23 protein-coding genes, 1 tRNA gene and 2 pseudogenes are annotated in these 22,812 nt (G+C 57.3%); 19 read left to right on the forward strand and 7 right to left on the reverse strand.

From position 1 onward, the window contains the following. Positions 1-3: 3 nt before the first annotated feature. Positions 4-898, forward strand: a pseudogene (locus ACQY1K_RS16710) (IS3 family transposase). A 345-nt stretch (positions 899-1,243) separates the two neighbouring features. Then, a complete protein-coding gene (locus ACQY1K_RS16715) occupies positions 1,244-3,118 on the forward strand; it encodes a M10 family metallopeptidase C-terminal domain-containing protein (protein ID WP_430257914.1) in 1,875 nt (624 codons plus the stop codon). 394 nt (positions 3,119-3,512) lie between these two features. On the opposite strand, the gene ACQY1K_RS16720 is transcribed toward ACQY1K_RS16715, so the two are convergent. Beyond that, positions 3,513-4,622 (reverse strand): DUF4268 domain-containing protein, encoded by a 1,110-nt coding sequence (locus tag ACQY1K_RS16720; protein WP_184655597.1) that lies wholly within the window; start codon positions 4,620-4,622, stop codon positions 3,513-3,515. 19 nt (positions 4,623-4,641) lie between these two features. Further along, positions 4,642-5,313 carry a DUF6946 family protein gene (locus tag ACQY1K_RS16725; RefSeq protein ID WP_430257915.1) on the reverse strand — a complete coding sequence of 224 codons (672 nt, stop codon included), beginning with the start codon at positions 5,311-5,313 and terminating at the stop codon, positions 4,642-4,644. 211 nt (positions 5,314-5,524) lie between these two features. On the opposite strand from ACQY1K_RS16725, the gene ACQY1K_RS16730 reads away from it, so the two are divergent. Both ACQY1K_RS16730 and ACQY1K_RS16735 read left to right on the forward strand, forming a co-directional pair. After that, the gene (locus ACQY1K_RS16730; RefSeq protein WP_430257916.1) at positions 5,525-6,265 is read left to right on the forward strand and encodes a hypothetical protein; all 741 of its coding nucleotides are present in this window, start codon (positions 5,525-5,527) and stop codon (positions 6,263-6,265) included. A 68-nt stretch (positions 6,266-6,333) separates the two neighbouring features. Continuing rightward, positions 6,334-6,742, forward strand: a pseudogene (locus tag ACQY1K_RS16735) (DUF6880 family protein); the annotation flags it as partial. Between the two features lie 14 nt (positions 6,743-6,756). Here the strand turns inward: ACQY1K_RS16735 and ACQY1K_RS16740 are convergent. Further along, positions 6,757-7,845, reverse strand: a complete 1,089-nt coding sequence (locus ACQY1K_RS16740; protein WP_430257917.1) for a Fic family protein — start codon at positions 7,843-7,845, stop codon at positions 6,757-6,759. Positions 7,846-8,381: 536 nt separating this feature from the next. On the opposite strand from ACQY1K_RS16740, the gene ACQY1K_RS16745 reads away from it, so the two are divergent. Beyond that, positions 8,382-8,633 carry a hypothetical protein gene (locus ACQY1K_RS16745; protein WP_430257918.1) on the forward strand — a complete coding sequence of 84 codons (252 nt, stop codon included), beginning with the start codon at positions 8,382-8,384 and terminating at the stop codon, positions 8,631-8,633. Between the two features lie 153 nt (positions 8,634-8,786). On the opposite strand, the gene ACQY1K_RS16750 is transcribed toward ACQY1K_RS16745, so the two are convergent. After that, positions 8,787-8,876 (reverse strand) — tRNA-Ser (locus ACQY1K_RS16750). A 304-nt stretch (positions 8,877-9,180) separates the two neighbouring features. Here ACQY1K_RS16750 and rplU point away from each other — a divergent pair. From rplU to ACQY1K_RS16820, 14 genes are all read left to right on the forward strand, one after another. Further along, on the forward strand, positions 9,181-9,492 hold the full coding sequence (rplU, locus tag ACQY1K_RS16755; protein WP_062462732.1) for a 50S ribosomal protein L21: 312 nt from the start codon (positions 9,181-9,183) through the stop codon (positions 9,490-9,492). 32 nt (positions 9,493-9,524) lie between these two features. Next, positions 9,525-9,794: a 50S ribosomal protein L27 gene (rpmA, locus tag ACQY1K_RS16760; protein ID WP_062462735.1), complete on the forward strand. Its 270-nt coding sequence runs from the start codon at positions 9,525-9,527 to the stop codon at positions 9,792-9,794. 130 nt (positions 9,795-9,924) lie between these two features. Then, on the forward strand, positions 9,925-10,572 hold the full coding sequence (locus ACQY1K_RS16765) for a GNAT family N-acetyltransferase (RefSeq protein WP_174197286.1): 648 nt from the start codon (positions 9,925-9,927) through the stop codon (positions 10,570-10,572). Next, positions 10,569-11,174: a GNAT family N-acetyltransferase gene (locus tag ACQY1K_RS16770; protein WP_192078877.1), complete on the forward strand. Its 606-nt coding sequence runs from the start codon at positions 10,569-10,571 to the stop codon at positions 11,172-11,174. The genes ACQY1K_RS16765 and ACQY1K_RS16770 overlap by 4 nt, the downstream gene beginning before the upstream one ends. Before the next feature lie 165 nt (positions 11,175-11,339). Continuing rightward, positions 11,340-12,401: a GTPase ObgE gene (obgE, locus tag ACQY1K_RS16775; RefSeq protein WP_430257919.1), complete on the forward strand. Its 1,062-nt coding sequence runs from the start codon at positions 11,340-11,342 to the stop codon at positions 12,399-12,401. Further along, positions 12,398-13,615: a glutamate 5-kinase gene (gene proB / locus ACQY1K_RS16780; protein WP_430257920.1), complete on the forward strand. Its 1,218-nt coding sequence runs from the start codon at positions 12,398-12,400 to the stop codon at positions 13,613-13,615. The genes obgE and proB overlap by 4 nt, the downstream gene beginning before the upstream one ends. Beyond that, entirely contained in the window at positions 13,605-14,885 is a 1,281-nt protein-coding gene (locus tag ACQY1K_RS16785) for a glutamate-5-semialdehyde dehydrogenase (RefSeq protein ID WP_430257921.1), read from the forward strand. The genes proB and ACQY1K_RS16785 overlap by 11 nt, the downstream gene beginning before the upstream one ends. A gap of 37 nt (positions 14,886-14,922) precedes the next feature. After that, a complete protein-coding gene (locus ACQY1K_RS16790) occupies positions 14,923-15,519 on the forward strand; it encodes a nicotinate-nucleotide adenylyltransferase (protein WP_113110014.1) in 597 nt (198 codons plus the stop codon). Positions 15,520-15,640: 121 nt separating this feature from the next. Continuing rightward, positions 15,641-16,057, forward strand: coding sequence for a ribosome silencing factor (rsfS, locus tag ACQY1K_RS16795; protein WP_062577032.1), 417 nt, complete (start codon positions 15,641-15,643; stop codon positions 16,055-16,057). A gap of 114 nt (positions 16,058-16,171) precedes the next feature. Then, positions 16,172-16,654 carry a 23S rRNA (pseudouridine(1915)-N(3))-methyltransferase RlmH gene (rlmH, locus tag ACQY1K_RS16800; protein WP_062463039.1) on the forward strand — a complete coding sequence of 161 codons (483 nt, stop codon included), beginning with the start codon at positions 16,172-16,174 and terminating at the stop codon, positions 16,652-16,654. A 106-nt stretch (positions 16,655-16,760) separates the two neighbouring features. Further along, positions 16,761-18,185 carry a murein hydrolase activator EnvC family protein gene (locus ACQY1K_RS16805; protein ID WP_430257922.1) on the forward strand — a complete coding sequence of 475 codons (1,425 nt, stop codon included), beginning with the start codon at positions 16,761-16,763 and terminating at the stop codon, positions 18,183-18,185. Next, positions 18,175-19,506 (forward strand): S41 family peptidase, encoded by a 1,332-nt coding sequence (locus ACQY1K_RS16810; RefSeq protein WP_062462763.1) that lies wholly within the window; start codon positions 18,175-18,177, stop codon positions 19,504-19,506. Before ACQY1K_RS16805 ends, ACQY1K_RS16810 begins: the two co-directional genes overlap by 11 nt. An 81-nt stretch (positions 19,507-19,587) precedes the next feature. Continuing rightward, positions 19,588-20,787, forward strand: coding sequence for a divergent polysaccharide deacetylase family protein (locus ACQY1K_RS16815; RefSeq protein ID WP_430257923.1), 1,200 nt, complete (start codon positions 19,588-19,590; stop codon positions 20,785-20,787). Positions 20,788-20,802: 15 nt separating this feature from the next. Further along, the gene (locus ACQY1K_RS16820; RefSeq protein ID WP_092665103.1) at positions 20,803-21,336 is read left to right on the forward strand and encodes an RNA pyrophosphohydrolase; all 534 of its coding nucleotides are present in this window, start codon (positions 20,803-20,805) and stop codon (positions 21,334-21,336) included. A gap of 93 nt (positions 21,337-21,429) precedes the next feature. Here ACQY1K_RS16820 and bfr read toward each other — a convergent pair whose 3' ends face one another. The 3 genes from bfr to ACQY1K_RS16835 form a co-directional block, all read right to left on the reverse strand. Continuing rightward, positions 21,430-21,915, reverse strand: coding sequence for a bacterioferritin (gene bfr, locus ACQY1K_RS16825; RefSeq protein WP_062462773.1), 486 nt, complete (start codon positions 21,913-21,915; stop codon positions 21,430-21,432). Beyond that, on the reverse strand, positions 21,881-22,192 hold the full coding sequence (locus ACQY1K_RS16830) for a (2Fe-2S)-binding protein (RefSeq protein WP_062462776.1): 312 nt from the start codon (positions 22,190-22,192) through the stop codon (positions 21,881-21,883). The genes bfr and ACQY1K_RS16830 overlap by 35 nt, the downstream gene beginning before the upstream one ends. A 95-nt stretch (positions 22,193-22,287) precedes the next feature. Then, positions 22,288-22,755, reverse strand: a complete 468-nt coding sequence (locus ACQY1K_RS16835; RefSeq protein ID WP_430257924.1) for a hypothetical protein — start codon at positions 22,753-22,755, stop codon at positions 22,288-22,290. Positions 22,756-22,812 lie beyond the last annotated feature (57 nt).

Raw genomic sequence — 22,812 nt, forward strand, 5'->3', positions numbered from 1 at the left:
ACCATGACGAGACGACCGCGCCGGAACCATAGCCCGGCTTTCAAGGCAAAAGTGGCGCTCGCCGCCATTCGAGGCGAGCAGACGCTGGTGGAACTGTCCCAGCAGTTCGACGTGCACGCCAACCAGATCAAGCAGTGGAAAGACCAGCTCCTTGAGGGAGCGACAGGCGTTTTCGGCGATGAAGCGAAGGCGGAACCGGCGGGTCCAACCGTCGATGTCAAAACGCTGCACGCCAAGATCGGGGAGCTGACGCTGGAGAATGATTTTTTAGCCGGAGCGCTCGGCAAGGCGGGATTGCTGAGCGGAAAGAAATGATCGACCGCGAGCATAAGCTATCCGTCGTGCGCCAGGCGAAGCTTCTCGGCTTCAGCCGTGGCAGCTCCGCAAGCTGGCGGTCACCCGCCCCAACCAGGTCTGGGCGATGGACCTGACCTACATCCCCATGGCGCGGGGCTTCGTCTATCTTTGCGCGGTCGTCGACTGGTTCAGTCGGAGGGTTTTGTCGTGGCGGCTGTCGATCACGATGGAAGCAGCCTTCTGTATCGAAGCGGTCGAGGAAGCGCTTGCCCGCTACGGAAAGCCGGACATCTTCAACACCGATCAGGGCTCGCAGTTTACCTCCGTCGACTTCACGGCGGTGCTGAAAAAGGCTGAGATTGCCATCTCGATGGATGGCAAGGGTGCGTGGCGGGACAACGTCTTCGTCGAGCGGCTCTGGCGTTCGATCAAATACGAGGAAGTCTACCTCCACGCCTATAAAACAGTGTCCGAGGCCCGCGCTGGCATCCGCCGCTATCTGACCTTTTACAATAGCCGACGCCCACATTCATCCCTTGACCGGAGGACGCCGGATCAGGCCTACTTCAACGCGCTGGCACCAATGATGGTGGCGGCATAATCGAGGTGGAAATCCACTTAGCGAAACGCCCGAAACTGTTCAGACAAACCGAGCCAGCTCTGAAAAGAGCTGCGTCGCGTTCACTTACATAAAGCCGAAAAAGGAATGCTGGTTGAAAGGTGCGATAGGCACGCCAATGGCGGCAAGGGCATGGTATCCGGGCTAAAGAAGTTGGAGAGGTCGGTGCAGCGAAAAACATAAACTCAAAGAACTCAAGTTCATTTTTTTCGTTGCCTGCATAAGATCCCTCTAAAATAGCATCTATGCTTTTTAAGGGCTTGTGAAAATTCGCAGGGATTATAATGGGTTCGGGATTTGTAATTCTAATTTCTTTTGAGGAATTTCATGCCGGTAATTAACGGGAATGAGAGTGACAATAAGCTCATTGGTGACAGCTACGTATTCGGGGCGGTGAATTACATTTACGGTTTTGGGGGCAATGATACGCTCCAGGGCGGATTTTTCGCGGATAACTACATCTGGGGCGGGACCGGAAATGACCAGATCAGCGGAGGCACTCAGATCAATGAACTCTATGGTGAATCTGGAAATGACTACATTTACGCGTTTTACGATAGCGAAAATATAAATCTCTTTGGTGGAGACGGTGACGACATCCTAGTCAATGGGAGCTACACCGGCGGGTTCAGAATCGAGGGATTCGCAGGCATCTATATGGATGGCGGCAGTGGCGCCGACCTTATGATTGGTGGCGAGGGCGCCGATACATATATTGTCGATAATGCCGGTGACCGCTTAATCGAAACATGGACACCCGAGTTCGACAACGAAACTAATCCGATCGATACTGTTCTTTCAAGCGTTTCCTTCGCTTTGCCCACTGAAGCTCGCATTGAATTTTTAACAACAATCGATGCGTCAAGTTCGCAGGCCATCAATCTTAGTGGAAATTCCCTTTCGCAAACGATTTTAGGTAACACCGGTGACAATATCCTCGCCGGGCACGGCGGTGATGACAAGATCATCAGTGGTGCCGGCAACGACACGCTCCTTGGCGGTGCGGGTAACGATGTTCTCGATGGTGGTGAAGGTGTTGACATTGCTGTGTTCAGCGGTTTCGAAGATGATTATGTCGTCACACAGAATATCGACGGCAGCATAACGGTGACTGATCTACGCGGACCTGGTTCGGATGGATCGGATCAATTGATTGGGATTGAGCGCCTACAATTTGCAACGCGGCCGATCAACGTCGCGCCTGGGATTATATCGAATGGCGCCGGCACGCTCGCACATGTCGACATCAACGAAAACCAAGTGGCCGTTACCTCCATTAGGGCAACGGATCCAGACGCTGGCACTACGCTGTCTTACGCCATCGTCGGCGGAGATGACGCTTTTCAGTTCACCATCGACACAGCAAGCGGTCTACTGAAGTTCAATGCCTCGCCTGATTTCGAAAAACCTACGGACTCTGACCTAGACAATAAATACGAGGTGATCGTCGCAGCAAGTGACGGAGAGTTGCAAGCGGCCCAGACAGTGTTGGTCAGCGTGACGGATGTGCGTGGTAAAGCTGTCAACGGCACATCAAAGAACGATAAATTGGTCGGCACGGCAGAGGATGACACGCTGAACGGCAAGGCCGGCATTGACAGTCTTACGGGCGGGAGCGGTGGCGACACCTACATCGTCGACAACACCGGAGATAGGGTTGTGGAGAGGTCTGGTGAAGGCATCGATCTCGTGAAGGCGTCGGTCAGCTATACGCTGTCATCGAATATAGAGAACCTTACGCTCACTGGATCGAAGTCCATCAATGCCACGGGTAACAACCTTGCGAATGAGCTTGTTGGAAACTCCGCCGCCAACACTCTCAAGGGCGGAATCGGTAACGATAGCATCCATGGCAGTCTAGGCGCGGACTCACTCTACGGTGGAACCGGCAAGGACAAGTTCATATTCACTGCACTCAAAGACTCCACTTTGAAAGCGACCGATACGATCTTCGATTTTAACGGTAAGGCCGGTGATCGGATTGACCTCGCGGCGATTGATGCAAACACGCGGGTTCGCGGAGATGACAGCTTTACGTTTATTGGAAAAAATGAGTTCTCAAAAAAAGCTGGTGAACTACGTTTTGATAAGGTCTCGGGAGACACGGTCATCTATGCGGATGTCAATGGCGATGGCAAAGCAGACTTCGCTGTCGACTTTGACCAGGCGGTGACACTGACGAAGGACTATTTCCTGCTATGAAAGCCAAGGGTCGACGTATGCTATCACTCGATCAGTGGCAGACGTTCTGAGTCGCAGTCTTAGGCGGGGTCTAGCACAGGTCGCGTTGACCGTTCCGGCGTCATCGTTGAGGCGGGTAAAAACCAGCCCGCCTGCGGGGTGAGTTCATCCATCTCTCCCACAGTCCTTAGATACTTCACAGAGAAGCTGCGCTCTAAGTCCTCAACATTTCTCCGAGCAGGCCGCCGACGCGAGACCCCGCCTCAGGGCGCATCCCAATATGATTAAAGCTGGAGATCGTCTACGCAGGCAACGTGGGTAGAACACTGGTTACAGACGCAGTGCTGCCTAGAGGGCATGAACGGCACTGACTCTTGATAGCTTCGCACCTGCGAAGATTTTGAGTTTGACTGATCTACTTGGCGGGTAAGGCAGCGAGCCTGTCCCGAAAAGCTGTCTCTAGCCGTATGACGGCGTCGACCATGTAGTCAATCATTTCAGGCCATTGCTCCCGATCGAAGACATTTCCAGGTCGCTCAGCCTTGATCCTACAGGCGCGCTTATCGTCCAACCTCTCCCATGTCAGAGTTTCGCCAAAGCTTTTCTCAATCTCGGTTCGGTCGCGGAACCATGTGTCGAAGAGATGTTCATTCGATTCCTTGCTGCCGACATCAATATAGACTTCGACCCGAGCGCTCTCTCGTCTCACGACTAGCGCAAGGCTAATTCCTCGGCGACCTGTATTAACACTGAGCCAGTTTCGAATTCCCGGCGCGACCGTTCGAAATAGGTCTGTCCGAGGATTTATTGCCGCTAACAGGACGGACCAAAACTCGCGGCGTAGCGTGTATCGGGCTTTCTCTGCTTCGACGCCTTCGATCTCGTCCTGAGCTTTTGCGGCCAGGCCGATCATGAATTCCTCCGCGTCCTTCGTCGGAATAATCTGATCTATCGTCAGAAATAGATCTTCGCCTCGCGAGAAAGGTGTTACTCGAAAACACTGGATCCGGAGCTTGAAGCTTGCCAACCAAAGAACAGTCGACGTCACTTCCTTACGGAAGTTTGCGGCGACAAGCATGATGCGTTGAGTGACGCCCTTGTTCAGAACGACTTCCTGATATTCATCTGCATCTAGGAAGGCACACAGCTCGTCTTCTGCCTTGGAGCCAAAGGAGTATCGATCAAGATAGGACTGAAAAATCTGCCGGATGTCATCCTTGGTCAAACGCGAGCAGTAGGAAGCGTATTTGATCGCTTGCCAGGTCACGTCTCTGCCGGTGTCATCGAGCTTGTTCTCTATGATCACCAACGATCCCTGCTTGTCGATTGCAAGAAGATCGAGACGCTCCGACGTGTCCGAGAATCCCGCGAACTCTTTCTGGATGATTAGCAGCTCTTCACCCAAGGCGTCCGGCTTGTTCGCTAACCATTCCTGGAGATGTGCACGTTCTCGAAATCCGAGTTCTGTGAACGAGCTTTGCTCCAGCTTTTCTATACGATTCTGGTGCTTATCGATTTTGAACATCTATCTCTCGTTTCGTCGATTAAACCTCAAGGAAGGTCGCATCACCGGTTGCCCACCCAAGACGAAGCCGCGTTCCGCTTTTGAGATCCAGCTCGACTACTTCATCAGGCACAACGTTCCCGCCGAGTATGGCCGCGAAGCTCGCGAAGTCTGAGAACCACACTTTGTCCTGAGCGAACGAATGCACGATCATAGCAGCTTCGTCCGTTTTGAACCGTCGGGATTCTATGATCGCAGAGGCAGTCCGGTGCAGAAGCTGGTAACGGATCGATCCGGAAGGCACACCTTCCAAACCAAGAATTTCGCAAAGATAAGCCATCCGCAGGATCTTGCCAGGTGACGCTTCTGCCATCCACTCCCCCACAGTAGGACCGAAAGGCTCTCGCACCTTCCCTTCAATCATCGCGGCGCAGGTCTTTTCGCCGTGTCTTATCAGCGCGAAAACGTCGTTCTGGCTTTCTCTTCTGCCGCCAGGCAACGGCACTTTGTGTTCGGGTATGGCGATCAGAAGCTCAGCTTCAGCCGGGAACAAGCGTGCGACCTCTGGCGGAAGACCTGAGCTAGCCTCCCAGCTGTGAGCGAGGGTCTTAGCGGAGTAACCGGTCCGCCATTGTTTTTCGGGTTCAGCGAGAAATTGTTGCCAAGCCGATGGACCTGAGCTGGGAAGATAAATCTTGTTAGATTTGCTCAAAAAAAAACTCTTTAATGCGTCAGTCTCTAGGTTATCTCATTGCTATGTAATAGCAATCGCGAATATGTCCAATATCCGACCGGTTGTTGATGGCCGTCGTGACGACGCGGACACTCTGAGGCCCGTGTGCACCCAGTTGCGCTGTCTCGATGACTGCGCCGCAAGAGCACGCACCGGCAATTTGATACGTTGTCGGAGTAGGGAGAGTATTATGGAAATATGGTTTGTTGTTTTGTTGATTCAGTGCGGGTTTGCTGCTGCCGGCTATAGCCTTGCTGCGCAGAAGGGACGCGATCCGGTTCTCTGGTGCATTATTTGTCTGATCTCAGGGATACTGGGCGTGATCGCCATTGCAATCGTTCCCGATCAGCAAACTTCGGTGAATCTTGACATCGAGAGATTGCGTAAGCCCGCGACATCCGGCGAAAACGTCAGTTTCGATAAGCAGCGCTGGAATGCCCTGATCGAGTTCGATCCGGAAATCAGCGAAGCCGTCCACGAAGTAAAGGAGATCGATGAAAAATATGTCGACTACCTCGCCGAGAAATTTATGGTGCTCAATGACAAGAATTATCTACCCAGCATTATCAGCAATATCCGCAATATCGTTGATGAACGGAAAGAAACCGAAGCTAAGGCGGCATCAGAAAAACTCCATCGCATCACCAATATTACAAAGACTGATGAATTCCGAAAATTCAAGAATATGATCGAAGCCTCAAATGTCTTTGAGACAAGTGGCGGAGTTGCATTTGTTCTCCCAGACTATAGATGCGTTCAAGTAGGCACGACTGGGGAATATCTTGTGTTTGAAGGAGCAACTGAGCGGCATGCTGCTTTCAGAAAGGACAAACGATGGTCGTTCGTAACGGATCCTGCCCGGAAGATCGATTATTTTCAGCGTTACGGCGACGATCTGGCTACCAAACTCAGCCTAGAAGCGATTGGGTAGCGCGCGTTAAGTCCAAGGTTTCTCAATCCGATTAGACTTGCTCCGAAAATGGTCCGTAGACCAATCCCCTGCCAATTTCGACGGCATGGAGAGCTCAAGAGAGGGCTTTCGCATTCGCCCTGGCATTTCCGGATGCCAATCGCGCCCTCTACTTATTCCGGCGCTGGCCGGCACAGGCAGAGGCGGCGAAGCTCGTAACAAAGCGAAGTTCCGAACTGGACGGCGATCTCTACGAGCTGATGACCCCGGCTGCCGAGGTGCTGTCGACCAAGCATCCACTGGCCGAGACGATCGTGCTGCGATCTACGATCAACGACACCCTAGAGCGGCCGGTCGAGCCGATACAAACACGCCGCGCGTCATCTTGCGGAATGTAGATCGCTGGCGAGCCAGATCGACGACTTTGGCAGCGTCCGTCCGCACGAGATTTACGTCGCACTCCTAAGACGGGATCATGGGCGCAAGTCGGGGTTTTGAAGCTTACTGGATAGCTATTCAGACACCTTAAAGAACAGCGAAACCAAGCGGTCGTTGATGTAATAGTTATTCCGGCCACTTTGATGCTTGCTTACAAAGCCCGCGTCTGCAAGCGTATCAAGATATCTAGCAGCAGTCTGGCGCGTCACCCCTAGTTCATGCTGCACATAATCGATCCTAGTGTAAGGATGCCTGAACAGATTGTTGAGTAGGTCCTGGGAGTAAAGCCTCGGGAACTCTTCGCGGAGTCTCCTTTTGGTTGCAGCCATCTGATCACGGATATTTTCGATGAGCTCTAGGGTTGTCTTCGCCGTATCGTCAACGGCATTGAGCATGTAGATCAGCCAGCCCTCCCACTCTTGGGTATCGCGCACGTGCTGTAGCAAGCGATAATATTCACCCTTCGAGTTGTTGATCGCTCGACTCAGATAAAGGATCGGAATTTCGAGTAGGTCGGCACGCGTCAGATAAAGCACGTTGAGAATTCGGCCAATTCGTCCGTTTCCATCGGGAAATGGATGTATGCTTTCAAATTGGTGATGCACGAGTGCCATCTTTATAAGGGGATCGAGCGACGACAAACGGTCATCGTTGATGAACCTCTCCAAGGCATCCATTGCTCCAATAATTTCATGTTGATCCTGCGGTGGGACGTAGACGATTTGGCCTGTGCGATCATTTTTCAGAGCAGTTCCGTGCGTCCTTCTAAATCCGTCGTCCCGTTGCTTAAGAAGGCGAAACATCCCCACGATTGTCGAGTTTGTTAGCAAGCCTTCGAACTGTCTCAGCTGATCAAATCCGTATTTCAGCGCATCACGATACAGAGCGACCTCCTTAGCTGCTGGAGACTCCGGACCTTCTGGAAACAGTTCAGCCTGAAATAGCTCGTCTTGGGTCGTAACTATGTTTTCAATCTCTGAGCTGGCCTTAGCTTCCTGCAAAGCAAGAGTGTCTATCAGGATACCTTGATTTGGAATTGCAGCCGCGCGCCCTTTCAATTCGGCAAGGGATCTATTCGCGGATGCCAGCGCCTTGAGCACCTCAATCGTTTCGAGATCCTTCACTGCAGCAAGATCTGGCAACAGGTAGGTTGGCTTTAACATGTGCGACTCAATGTGTTAAAAAAATCGACTTTTTTTAACACGTCAAAGCGTCATGTTAAAACGGCTAACAGACATTCTCGACCAATAGCTAATGTTGCTTCGAGCAGTAGACTTAGGATTCCTGTGGAAAACAGCAGTATTCGCCGGGAAGGACAACCTATGGATTCGATTCAAAAACCAGAATCGCAGAAATTGAAAAGGCCTACACGTGGTCAAGACGTGTAGGCCTCGAAGTGTGTCAAAGCCGGTGGGCTGTTTGCGTGAGCACCACCAAAGCTTGAGTCAACAGGTGGAAGCAGTCAAGCCATATCCGGCTCTTTCTCGAAAGGAGCCGTCATGAGGACGGAATATCTACAGTCATGCAGGCTGTCATTTGATGATGCTGTAAATGTCTGGTTGCGCCACTGGTCTGGTGAATTCCAGCACCATATCGCCGCACGTTACGGTGTTAAGCCAGGCCGAGTAAGCGAAGTGCTGAAACGCCGGAAGCATGTTGGAAGTGAGCAAGAGGCAACCCTCAAAAGGAGGGCGAACTGATGGCTCAATGGCAAATCGCCCTTATCCGAGAGCAAGGCGTCAACTTTGCGGTCGCGGCAGTGCAGGATCATGTAATCTCTAACCGCCACGAAGCTGACAAGGTTGTTTCCGCTCTCAGCCTGCGGTTCGGACAGCCAGTCGTGCTATTAGGTGCCAGCCAACACGAAACGTATGGGAGAAGAGACATTGTCAGCTTCCTCCAGAACATCCATCCTTCGCAGATGCCCTGGCGCCGGATCGATCTACACTAAATTGGATGCGGCGGGGTCTCCCCGCCGCCTTCCTCATGAAGCCTGATAGCAAGGTCGTGCCTTGAGTGTGGCCCTAGCCGATTCAGGCGCAAGCTCCAAAGCTTCAGGAAATCTAATTAATCTCGGGGAACCCTTACGGCCGAAGGCCAACCATGGCGGAGAGGGTGGGATTCGAACCCACGATACGGTTGCCCGTATGCCGCATTTCGAGTGCGGTGCTTTCGACCACTCAGCCACCTCTCCGCTTTGCTGGTCGGCGCATTTGATGCGCGGCTGTCTCATAGCGGCGAAAAATCGGGCTGGCAAGGGGTGAAATGCAAGTCTTCATATCCTTTCGCCTTGACAGTTTTTAGGGCCTCGCGTAAGGCCGGACGCGTCGAAGTGTGGAAAAATGTCCAGACCAGACGTTGCGCGCCGAGGCGTGCAGAAAATCACCGGCAGATGCGTTCTGGAAGATCCGTCTTTCGCAACCCTGCTATAGCCCGACTGAGAAAAAGACGGCCGTCCTTTTGGGGATAGAGCCGGAACGAACATGAAAGGATAACCAATGTTCGCAGTCATCAAGACCGGCGGTAAACAGTACCGCGTGGCCGCCAACGACGTGCTCACCATCGAAAAGCTGGAAGCAGAAGCTGGCGCAATCGTAGAATTCAACGAAATCCTGGTCATCGGCGTCGGCGCCGATGCCAAGTTCGGCGCCCCCTTCGTTTCGGGTGCGACGGTCAAGGCTGAAGTTGTAGAGCATAACCGTGGCAAGAAGGTTCTCTCCTTCAAGAAGCGTCGCCGCCAGAATTCCAAGCGAATTCGCGGTCATCGCCAGCATCACACGGTCGTCCGCATCACGGACATCCTCGGCTAATCCAGGTTTTCGAAAGTTAAAGGAGAACACCAATGGCACATAAAAAAGCTGGCGGCTCGTCGCGTAACGGTCGCGATTCTCAGTCCAAGCGCCTTGGCGTGAAGAAGTTCGGTGGCGAAGTCGTCATTCCGGGCAACATTATCGTGCGTCAGCGCGGCACGCAGTGGCATCCGGGCGCCAATGTCGGCATCGGCACAGACCACACGATCTTCGCACTGACGGCAGGCAACGTGAATTACCGTACGCGCGCTAATGGCCGCGTATACGTGTCCGTTATGCCGAAAGCCGAAGCCGCAGAATAAAGCCGGCAAGCGTTAAGCAACCGGCGTCTCATCGACCCGGTTGAACGTTTGAAGGTTCAGTCAAAGAAAAGGGGAGATGGGGCGCTACCCATCTTCCCTTTTTCTTTTATCCCTCAAAGGAGACTGAACCATGCAAGGCGAATTAGTAAGGGCTGGCCAATTACGGCCGCCGGAAACAAGACCAGAGGAACGGCTCAGGCCGGACCGGTTGAGAAGCGATTGCCCCGTCTTACTGTCGCAGAGCCTTGTTCTGCGCGCACCGCACGAAGACGATATTGACGCACTTGCCCATCTCGCCAACAATGCGAACATTGCGACCATGGTGTCGCGCATGCCGCATCCCTACACGTCTAAAGACGCGGCCGATTTCGTGCGACGCACGAATGCGGGCGAGATTGGCAAATGCGTTTATGCCGTGACCCGAGCTGACAATGGCCAGTTTCTCGGCTGCTGCGCGCTCGAACCCCAGGTTGACGAACGAACCCTCGAAATCGGCTACTGGCTGGGCGAACCCCACTGGAACAAGGGCTATGCCACGGAAGCGGCGCATGCGCTGATCGACATGGCCTTCCGCACCCGCAGCCATATCGATCACATCGATGCCCGTTGCCGGGTCACCAATATCGCGTCGAAGCGGGTGATCCAGAAATGCGGCTTCCAGTTCCAGGGCACCGGCATGATCGAATGCCTGGCGGTGGGCGGAATGGTCCCCGTCGAATGGTTCCGGCTGGACCGCAAGACATGGATGTCGCTGAGAAGCTGGGGAGAGCTGAGATGAGTGCCGTCGTTCTCGAAAAGGCAAAAGCGGTTCGCACTGAGCCTGGCCCCTGCCCTGAAATCGTTACGCAGCGCCTGACGCTTCGCCCGCACCGCCTGTCGGATGCGGTAGCGATTGCCGAAACGCTTAGCGATTTCAAGGTCAGCCGCATGCTGTCGCGCGTGCCACAGCCCTATGACCGTCAGGATGCGCTCGACTGGCTGGTGCCGCAGACATCAGGCATCCTGCCAAACTGGCAGCTGGCGATCACCACCGGCGACGATGTGCATATCGGCATTGTCGGGCTGGAACTCAGGCACGGCCGCTGGCATCTCGGTTACTGGCTGAACCGGCTTTACTGGGATCGCGGCTATATGAGCGAGGCAGCGTCGGGGGTCCTCGACCGGTTCTTCCGCCGCATGCCGGACACTGTCGTCCATTCGGGCGCGTTTGCCGATAATCTCGGTTCGCTCAATGTGCAGACAAAGCTCGGCTTCCGCATCACCGGCGCAAGCGATGTGTTCAACCGTGCCCGCAACGTCATGGTGCCGCATATCGAGACGGCGCTTGCACCGGAGGATTTCCGGCTTCTGGCCACTACTCCCCGGCATGATCGCGCCTGATCATGCCTTGTTGACGATCGGCCCCGGCGGATGCCTTGTCCGCCGGGGCCGTTTTCAGCGCATTCTGTCGATAGGCTTTGACCTAAAGCCTGTCGGACGGTATCGAAAACCTTAAGTACGTCCCGCCGGAGAGCGGGAGCGACCAAGAACAGGACTACCAGACCGATGAAATTTCTCGACGAAGCAAAAGTCTATATCCGCTCCGGTGACGGCGGCGCGGGCGCAGTTTCGTTCCGACGGGAAAAGTTCGTCGAATTCGGTGGACCTGATGGTGGCGATGGCGGCCGTGGTGGCGACGTGTGGGTCGAAGCCGTCAATGGCCTCAACACGCTGATCGATTTCCGTTTCCAGCAGCATTACAAGGCAAAGGTCGGCATCCACGGCATGGGCCGCAACCGCACCGGCGCCAATGGCGACAGTGTCACGCTCAAGGTTCCGGTCGGCACGCAGATCTTCGAGGAAGACAACGAAACGCTGATCATCGACATGACCAAGGAAGGTCAGCGTTTCAGGCTTGCCAAGGGCGGCAATGGCGGCTTCGGCAACACGCACTTCAAGAACGCCACCAACCAGGCGCCGAACTGGGCAAACCCAGGCCTTGAAGGCGAGGAAAGCACCATCTGGCTGCGGCTGAAGCTGATTGCCGATGCAGGACTTGTCGGCCTTCCGAATGCCGGAAAATCCACCTTCCTGGCCTCGGTTACCCGCGCCCGCCCGAAGATTGCAAACTATCCCTTCACCACGCTGCACCCGAACCTTGGCGTCGCCACCATCGACGGCCGCGAGTTCGTACTCGCCGATATTCCGGGCCTGATCGAAGGCGCCCATGAAGGCGTCGGCATTGGCGATCGCTTTCTCGGCCATGTGGAACGCACCCGCGTTCTGCTTCACCTGGTTTCATCCATCGAGGAAGAAGTCGGCAAGGCCTACAAGACGGTCAAGACCGAGCTTCAGGCCTATGGCGGCGGTCTGACCGACAAGCGCGAAATCGTTGCCCTGTCGCAGATCGACGTTCTCGACGAGAAGGAACTGAAGAAGAAGGCCAAGGAACTTGAGAAAGCCTGCGGCCAGAAACCGTTCCTGATCTCCGCGATCACCGGCACTGGCATGACCGATGTTCTGCGCGCGTTGCGCGATGTCATCGTCGCGGCAAGCATCGGCGAAGACACGGCCCTGCCGAACCGCTCCGTTCCTGTTCAGGAGTTCGACGAGGACGTCGACGAATGACGCCAGGCCACGAGATCGGTCACAAGCAAGTCTCTTCCGGGCAAGCCGGCGGTCGCAAGCCGCTTGCCGGCCATCGCCGGATCGTCATCAAGATCGGCTCGGCCCTCTTGGTCGATCGCAAGACCGGCCTGAAATCTCCGTGGCTCGACGCGATCTGCGCCGATATCGCCGCGCTTAGGGCCAAGGGTATCGATGTTCTCGTCGTCTCCTCCGGCGCGATCGCCCTCGGCCGGACTGTGCTGGACCTTCCCCACGGCGCCCTCAAACTGGAGGAAAGCCAGGCAGCGGCAGCCGTCGGCCAGATCGCGCTGGCCCGCGCCTGGTCGGAAAGCCTGTCGCGGGACGGGATCGTCGCGGGACAGATCCTGCTGACGCTGGGCGATACGGAAGAGCGTCGCCGCTATCTCAACGCCCGTGCCACGATCAACCAGCTTCTGAAGATCGGCGCTGTTCCGATCATCAACGAAAACGACACCGTCGCGACATCCGAAATCCGCTACGGCGACAACGACCGGCTTGCCGCGCGCGTCGCCACCATGGCCGGTGCCGATCTCTTGGTTCTTCTGTCGGATATCGACGGGCTCTACACGGCACCGCCGCATCTCGATCCGGACGCGCAGTTTCTCGATATCATCAATGTCATCACGCCTGAGATCGAGGCGATGGCCGGTGGTGCGGCTTCCGAACTGTCGCGCGGCGGCATGCGCACCAAGATCGACGCCGGCAAGATCGCGACGACTGCGGGCTGCGCCATGATCATCGCATCCGGCAAGCCGGATCATCCGCTGCGCGCCATCGAACAGGGCGCGCGATCCTCCTGGTTTGCCCCGTCTGGCACACCGGTGACGGCGCGCAAGACCTGGATTGCCGGACAGTTGCAGCCGGCCGGCGAACTCGTCGTCGACGAAGGGGCCGAACGCGCGCTGGGATCTGGCAAAAGTCTGCTACCAGCCGGCGTGCGCCGCATCGAGGGCAATTTCCACCGGGGTGATACGGTCGCGATCATCGGCGCGGAAGGCCGCGAGATTGCCCGCGGTCTTGTCAGCTACGATGCCGACGAGGCACGCCAGATCACCGGCCGCAAATCGACGGAAATCGAAGCCATTCTGGGCTATGCCGGCCGTGCCGCCATGGTCCATCGCGACGACCTTGTTATGACAGGCGCGATCAGGCGCACGACCACCCGCAAGGAGGATGCCGTCCATGTTGGATAAGGTCCAGATGACCGACGTTGCTGCAATCATGGATGCGATCGGCGTCAACGCAAAGGCAGCGGCCGGCGCATTGGCAACGGCATCGACCGAGCAAAAGAACGACGCGCTCAATGCCATGGCGGACCTGGTTCTCGCCAACAGCGCCGAGATCCTGAGCGCCAATGCCGAGGATCTCCGCAACATCGAGGGCAAGGGGCTCCTTCCCTCCTTCATCGATCGCCTGACGCTCACCGAAAAGTCGATCGTCGGCATGGCGGAGGCTCTTCGCGAAATCGCCGCGATCAAGGATCCGGTCGGCGAAGTGATCGCGGCCTGGGATCGTCCGAACGGCCTGCATATCGAACGTGTCCGCACGCCGCTCGGCGTGATCGGCGTGATCTACGAGAGCCGCCCGAACGTGACGGCCGACGCCGGCGCGCTTTGCCTCAAGGCCGGCAATGCGGTGATTTTGCGCGGCGGCTCGGATTCAATCCATTCATCGCAGGCGATCCATCACTGCCTGGTGGCGGGACTGAAGAAGGCGGGTCTTCCCGAACATGCGATCCAGCTCGTGCCGACGACGGATCGTGCGGCCGTTGGCGCCATGCTGTCAGGCCTGTCAGGCGCCATCGACGTCATCGTTCCCCGCGGCGGAAAAAGCCTGGTCGCCCGCGTCCAGTCCGAAGCCCGCGTGCCGGTCTTTGCGCATCTGGAAGGCCTTTGCCACATCTATGTCGATGCCTCCGCGGATCTGGAAATGGCAAAGGCGATCGTCGTCAACGCCAAGATGCGCCGCACCGGCGTCTGCGGTGCGGCCGAAACACTGCTGGTCGACAGCGCTGCCATCGGGACCCACCTGATGCCGGTGCTGGAGGCGCTGACGCAAGCCGGCTGCGAAATCCGCGCTTCGGCGGCCGTGCTCAAGGTTCACCCGGGCTTCAAGCCTGCGAACGAGGAAGACTGGCGCACGGAATATCTCGATGCCGTCATTTCGGTGGCGATCGTCGATGGCATTTCCGGTGCGATCCGCCACATCAACACCTATTCGTCCAACCACACCGAAGCGGTGATTGCGCAAGATCCGGCCGTGGTCGCGTGCTTCTTCAACGAGATCGATTCGGCGATCCTGCTCCACAACGCGTCTACCCAGTTTGCCGATGGCGGTGAATTCGGCATGGGCGGCGAGATCGGCATTTCCACGGGCAAGATGCATGCGCGCGGCCCTGTTGGCGTCGAACAGCTGACCTCGTTCAAATACAAGGTGCACGGCACCGGCCAGATCCGGCCCTGACGTGACGATAGAACGGATCGAAAGACGCCATCTCGCCATGCCGCATGTGGAACGGGGCATGGCCGTCGGCCTTTTTGGCGGTTCGTTCAACCCTCCACATGAAGGTCACCTTCTGGTCGCCGAAATCGCCCTTCGCCGGCTCGGACTCGATCAGCTGTGGTGGATGGTGACACCTGGCAATCCGCTGAAAAGCCGGTCGGAACTCGCGTCCCTCCCCGACCGCATCGCCATGAGCGAGCGGCTGATCCAGGATCCGCGCATCAAGGTCACCGCATTCGAGAAAGCACTCGGCGGCGCCTATACCGCCGATACGCTCTCCTTCGTCAAGGCGCGCAATCCGCATATCCATTTCATCTGGATCATGGGTGCAGACAGCCTCAGGACCTTTCACCATTGGCAGAAGTGGCAGGAGATCGTCTCTACCTTCCCGATCGCCGTGATAGACCGGCCGGGTGCCACCCTTTCCTTCCTGTCATCAAAGATGGCCCGCACATTCCAGCATGCCCGTGTCGACGAGACAGATGCCGGTACGCTGTGGAAGCGCCGTCCGCCCGCTTGGACCTTCATCCACGGTCCGCGTTCGGCCCTCAGTTCAACGGCAATCCGGGCATCGGGAAAGACTTCCGATTCCTAAAACTGGAACATTCCGATCACTTGAAAGATAAAGCATTCAATGCCACCTTCCTTATGCGGCCGGTCATCAGACGGGATTCGCGCGAAGAGGATGTTGCTGTTACCGGACGAAAGGAACGACCCTGACAACAGTACACGCCAAGGGAAGGACGGCCTCCGTCATTCCGCAGAGCCTGGAACGTGGCGATGATGCCGCCGCCCATGCCCTCGATCAGGTCCTCACGAGCCTCGAGGACTCCAAAGCAGAAGATATCGTCACCATCAATATTGCCGGAAAATCCGCTCTCGGAGACTACATGGTCGTCGTCTCCGGACGATCGAGCCGGCATGTCATGGCGATCTGCGATCACCTCATCACCGACCTGAAAGCAGAGGGCCTCGGCGGTGCCCGTGTCGAAGGCATGGAGACGGGTGATTGGGTGCTGATTGACACTGGTGATATCATCATCCATGTGTTCCGCCCCGAAATCCGCGAGTTCTACAACATCGAAAAGATGTGGGCCGCTCCGGATGTCGAGGAAGGCACAGTGCTTCACTAACAGGCCGGGGCGTTCCTGAGCCGACAAGGGGCGACGATTGCATGCTGACGGCGGCGCGTTGACGACGTGGCGGCGCAGTGGCAGCCGAGAGCTCTGAAAACAACGGATCAGGACATGCGCATCAGCCTTTTTGCCGTGGGACGGCTCAAAGCCGGACCGGAGAAGGATCTTGCGTCCCGTTACCTCGACCGTTTCTCCAAGGCCGGGCCCGCGATCGGGCTCGAACTTGCCAGGATGATCGAAGTGCCGGAAAGCCGTGCTTCCAATGCAGAAACGCGAAAGCGCGAGGAGGCCGCCGCACTCGAGAAGGCCCTTCCCGATGGTGCCATCCTCGTTCTGCTCGATGAACGCGGCAAGGCGCTCGATAGCGAAGCCTTTGCCGGTCTGATCGACAAGTACAAGGACGGCGGCAAGCGCGACATGATGCTCGCGATCGGCGGCGCCGACGGGCTGGACCCGGATCTTCGGGCACGCGCTGATGTAGTCCTCAATCTCGGCTCTATGACATGGCCGCATCAGCTGGTCCGCATTCTCATCGCCGAACAGCTGTATCGCGCCGTCACCATCCTTTCAGGCCATCCCTACCACCGCGTTTAGACTTCGTTTACCTTCCGGGCCGATGTTGCGAAACACGATGTTGTTTATGGCTGGCCCCGGCGAATCAGCCTAGCCTTCGCAGGTCCGCTGCAGATTCGAGAACGCAATGACGATCAGGAGAGCCATAGCCCTGGGCCTTGCGCTGCCAGCGATGGCATCGGCGCTTGCCTTCGCGCCTCTCCGTCTGCCGCCCTTTCACTGGATTGCCTTAGCACAGGAAGCGGCACCGCCTGCGGCACAACCCTCCCCGCCCGCGACCGAAGCCTTGGCGGATCCGACCGCCGATCTTCAGAAGAGACGCAATGAGACCCGCGGCGAGCTGGAAGTGCTGGCCAAAAGCATGAGCCTTTCGTCGGAAAAGGTCGCTCAGATCGAGCACAGCATTTCCGGCATCAAGAAGACGTCTGCGGATATGCGCCAGGCGCTGATCGATTCAGCCGCGCGGCGCAAGGATCTGCAGTCGAAGATCCAGGTGAGCGAAGACAAGCTCGCCTCGCTGAAAGTGCAGGAAGACAAGATCCGCGTGGCCTTGAGGGGGCGTCGCTCCATTCTCGCCGAAGTGCTGGGTGCTTTGGAGCGCATGGGCCGCAGCCCGCCGCCGGCGCTGCTCGTCTCCCCCGATGACGCGCTCGGCTCCGTCAGAAGCGCGATCCTGCTCGGCGCCGTCGTGCCCGGCATGCGGGCGGAGGCCGAAAGGCTGGTCACAGATCTTCAAAATCTCGCGAGCCTTCAGGCAGAGGCGGCCAAGGAAAAGGAAACCGTCTCGCAAACCATCACGGCAGGCGTCGAGGAAGAGCGGCGCATGAACCTGCTGCTCGCCGAAAACGCCAAGCTGAATGCCGAGAACGAAAGACAGCTGGCCGCAGAACGCGCGCGTTCTCAGGAACTTGTCGGCCGCGCCACCTCGCTTCAGGATCTTATTCAGGGGCTTGAAGGACAGATCGCATCCGTGCGCGAAGGCATGGATCTGGCCCGTGCCGAGGAAGAGCGCCGTCGGCAGATGTCCGAAGAGGAACGGGAGAAAGCCCGGCAATTGGCCGAAAGCGGTGTGCCCGACAAAAACCGCATTGCGCCCGCATACGCGTTTTCAAGCCTCAGGCAAAAACTGGAGCTTCCGGTTGCCGGCGAAATATTGCGTGCGTTCGGCGATGCAGACGGAACGGGACACCCGGCACGCGGTATGACCGTGGCCTCCAACCCCGGCGCAGTGGTGACGGCACCGGCCGATGGGCTGGTCGTGTTTGCCGGTGCATTCCGGAGCTATGGCCAGATGATCATCCTGAACGCCGGCGACGGCTATCATGTTGTTCTGGCAGGAATGGATATCGTGAACGCGCGGCAGGGCAAGTTTGTCTTTGCTGGCGAACCGATCGCTGCCATGGGTGAGAAAAGAGTAGCAAGTGCGACTGCGTTGGCGCTGGAAACGGATCGCCCGACGCTTTACATTGAATTCCGAAAAGACGGCACTCCGGTTGATTCTAAACCGTGGTGGGCCAGCAAAGAAACTGGAAGGGCGCGAAATGATTCGTAGGGCTTCTCTTGTCATCGTCGGAGCACTGTTGGGTGCGACCGCGATGAGCGTCATTTATTCAGCCGGTGTCCCGGCCCAGGCCGCCGGGGCTTCCACCTATAAGGAACTGTCGATCTTCGGCGACGTGTTCGAGCGCGTTCGCGCCCAGTACGTGACGCCTCCGGATGAAAACAAGCTGGTCGAAAATGCCATCAACGGCATGCTGAGCTCGCTCGATCCGCATTCGAGCTTCATGAATTCCAAAGATGCCGAAGACATGCGCACCCAGACGCGCGGTGAATTCGGTGGTCTCGGCATCGAAGTGACGATGGAGAACGAGCTCGTCAAGGTCATCACACCGATCGACGACACGCCTGCCTCCAAGGCTGGAATTCTTGCCGGCGACTTCATTACCGAAATCGATGGCCAGGCGGTTCGCGGCCTGAAGCTTGAAGACGCGGTCGAAAAGATGCGCGGCGCCGTCAACACACCCATCAAGCTGACCGTCATCCGACAGGGTGCCGACAAGCCACTCGACATCACCGTCATGCGCGACATCATTGCCGTGCGCGCCGTGAAATCCCGCGTCGAAGGCGGCGACATCGGATATGTGCGCGTCATCTCCTTTACCGAGAAGACCTATGACGATCTCGAAAAGGCGATCAAGAAGATCAAGGCCGACGTGCCTGCCGACAAGCTGAAGGGCTTCGTGCTTGACTTGCGGCTCAACCCGGGCGGTCTGCTGGACCAGGCGATCAACGTCTCCGATGCGTTCCTGGAACGCGGCGAAGTGGTTTCCACCCGTGGCCGCAACGCAGATGAGACACGCCGCTTCAATGCCGGCCCTGGCGACCTGACCGATGGCAAGCCGGTGGTCGTGCTGGTAAACGGCGGCTCGGCTTCCGCATCTGAAATCGTCGCCGGTGCCCTTCAGGACCTGAAGCGTGCAACAGTTGTCGGCACCCGCTCGTTCGGCAAGGGCTCCGTCCAGACGATCATTCCGCTCGGTGAATCCGGAGCACTGCGTCTGACGACGGCGCTCTATTACACGCCATCCGGCAAGTCGATCCAGGGAACGGGCATCACGCCTGACATCAAGGTCGAACAGCCGCTGCCGCCGGAATTGCAGGGCAAGGTCCGCGCCGAGGGCGAATCCAGCCTCAAGGGCCATATCCAGGGTGCGGCCGAAACAGACGAAGGTTCCGGTTCGGCTGCCTATGTGCCGCCGGAAACCAAGGACGACCTGCAGCTGAACTATGCCATGGACCTGCTGCATGGGACAAAGACAGACCCGTCCTTCCCGGCAAGCCCCGACAAGGCTGCGGCCGCCGTCAAGAACTAATCAGGCAAACCGGTCAGGCGGCTGTTTCATCACAGCCGCCTGACCGCATTCATTTCGGCAGCGCAGACGCGGGCATATCCCTTGGGCAGCGATCTCCATGCACCGCTCGGTCAAAACCGGCCGCCGAAACGACGAACGGCGCGTCGCCTGTCGGCCGTTGCCATTTTAGGAAGCATCGGCGTGATTTCCGTCGTCGGCTTGTCGATCTATGCGATGCGAAACGACCCTCAGCTTGAGCGCATCGCCTCGAGCGAGCCCCCCTCCTCCACGGCGATCGCCCCCAAGACACCTGCCGATGATGCAGTTTCTCCCGAAAATGCCAACCCCAACGGTATGCCCCGGTCCAATCCGAATTCCGGCGCGACCATTGAGCAGAACCGGATGGCGGACGGATCGGTCGTGACGAAATACACGCCGCGCGCAAGGGATGGAAACGGTCCCGTCCTTATCAATGCCCAGAGAATTGGCCAGGACCCGCGATTTGCGGCAGAGCCGAATACGTCTCTTCTGGAAGACACGGAATACGGCAGACTGCCGATCCTCGGCGAGGATGGCATGCGACCCATGGACCAGTATGCACGACCCTGGTCCGGCGCCCGCGGCACAAGGATCGCGATCGTGGTCGGTGGCCTCGGCCTCAGCCAGACGGGCACCCAGCGCGCAATCCAGCAACTGCCGCCAGCCGTAACGCTAGGCCTTGCTGCAAGCGGCAACAGCCTGCAGCGCTGGATGCAGGAAGCGCGCCGCGCGGGCCACGAAATCCTCATCCAAGTCCCGTTCGAGCCTTACGACTACCCGGCCAACGACCCCGGACCCGGCACGCTTCTCGTCAAGGATCCTGCCGCAAAGAACCTTGAGCGACTGCATGTGGCGATGGGCGAGATCACCAACTATACGGGGATCATGAACTACCAGGGCGGCCGCTATCTCTCCGACGTCAAGGCGCTTGAGCCTGTCCTGCGCGACATGGCCTCCCGCGGCCTGCTGTTCCTCGATGACGGCACCTCGGCCCAGTCGAAGACGGAGGTGCTGGCAAAGGCGATGCAACTGCCGCACGCCTTCGGTGACCTGACCCTGGACGGTCAGCTTCAATCCGACGCGATCCTCAAGAAACTTGACGAACTGGAGCGGATAGCCCAACGCAAGGGAACGGCAATCGGCATCGCCTCCGCCTTCGACGAGAGCATCGCGGCGATCCGCAAATGGGCCGACGAAGCCTCGCAACGCGGTGTAGAAATCGTCGGTGTATCGACGCTTGCCCGCGAGAGCGTGGCACCTTGAAGCAAGGGGAATGATATGGCCAAGGATCACAAGAAACCGGTGAAAGCGGACGATCTTCCCTATCGTCCCTGCGTCGGGGTCATGGTGCTCAACAGCGAGGGCCTCGTTTGGGCGGGACGCCGCATTGCTGCCGGCAACAGCGAATTCGACGGGTCTCCGCAACTGTGGCAGATGCCGCAGGGCGGGATCGACAAGGGCGAAGATCCCCTTCCCGCCGCCTATCGTGAACTGTACGAAGAAACGGGCATGCGTTCCGTCACGCTGCTTGCCGAAGCCGGCGAGTGGATCAACTACGATCTTCCGGAACACCTGATCGGTATCGGACTGAAGGGAAAGTATCGCGGACAGACGCAGCGCTGGTTTGCCTTCCGCTTTGACGGCGATGAAAGCGAGATCGCCATCAACCCGCCGCCGGGCGGCCATACGGCTGAATTCGATGCCTGGGAATGGAAGCCGATGCAGGATCTGCCCGGCCTGATCGTGCCGTTCAAGCGCTCGGTCTATGACCGGGTCGTCGCGGAATTTGCCCACCTCTCGCCGGCGGGCTGATTGCACGTCCGATTAGCGCTGGTCGGATAAAGCAAAGCCCGGTGAAAGCAACTTCCACCGGGCTCGAGCGATAGAATGTCGATGATTTGAGCTTTACTCAGCGGAGTCGGCTGATTCCGCGTTGAGCTGGCCGTATCTCTCTTCGCCGATCTTCGAGAGAAGTTCGAGCTGCGTTTCCAGGAAGTCGATATGACCCTCTTCATCCATCAGCAGCTGTTCGAAAAGCTTCATGGAGACATAGTCTCCGGCGGCGTGACAGATATCACGCGACGCCTTGTAGGCGGTGCGGGCATCGTATTCACCAGCCAGATCGGCCTCTAGAACTTCCTTGACGTTCTGACCGATGCGAAGCGGTGCCAGCGTCTGAAGGTTCGGATGACCCTCGAGAAAGATGATGCGGTCGATAAGACGATCGGCATGCTGCATCTCTTCGATGGATTCGGCCCGCTCCTTCTTGGCAAGCTTGGTAAAACCCCAATCATGCAGGAGACGATAGTGCAGCCAGTATTGGTTCACAGCGCCAAGTTCGAGGAAAAGTGCCTCGTTAAGCCGCTCGATGACCTGTAAGTCGCCTTTCAATGTCCGCTCTCCTGTTTTCTTCGTGGAGTTGTTTCAAGCGCGACATATAGACGATCACGTCAGCTTCCGTCGAGTGCCGCTGGGCGTGATATTCCTCAGTGGTCTTGATGATCAGATCAACGACATTGGGAAAGCAACCGCAGCAACGGCCGCGTTTTTCCATCGCATGGTAGACCTTGACGGGAACGATCAGCTGCCAACAGTCCTCAGTGAGGAGTTGGATGATCGTATCCTTGATCTCCCTTTCGGTGATGTAATTGCAACTGCAAACCAGCATTTTGGATCGACCTGGAGAACATTGACCTCGATACAGACTTTTTGCAAAAGAGGACAAGCGATGTCAAGAAAGAATCCAGCCCGGTAATTGACATATCATAACCCCCTTATCAACGATCCGTGATCGGAGGCAGTGATGCCTAACCGGCTGCTGTGTCTCTGCGATATCTCCGAAAAGGCTCGAACGTCACTCGATCGAAACAACACGCCGCCACAGGTTCCGTCCGCGGCAGAAGCAGAATCGCTCCACACGCCCGGAAAAGATGCGAGTGTCCCTTTGACGTCGAAACCCATCTGACGGAGTCTGTGGGAGGCATTGCCGAGCAAGCCCTGCTCTCCGCCACCGTAATCCGCACAGCCCGTGATATCCAGAGAGAGCCCGTTGCGCCCTTCTAGCGTCACCAGTGGCGTATATCGGTCGCACCAGTCGGAGAGCGCCATCAGAAGCGCCGCGTCGGCATCATCGTCTTCGTCCATCACGTCGAGCTCCGGAAAGATAGCTCGCGCTTCTGAAACGCCCTGCCCCAGCTTCAGGTTGAGGCGTTCGGCGGCCGCGTCGAGCACTGTCAGGCACATCCTGTCGGCGTGGCGCCCGGCAAAGACGATCGGTGGATGGTCATG

Source organism: Neorhizobium sp. IRS_2294 (genome assembly GCF_050500145.1).
Taxonomy (GTDB): Bacteria; Pseudomonadota; Alphaproteobacteria; order Rhizobiales; family Rhizobiaceae; genus Neorhizobium; species Neorhizobium soli.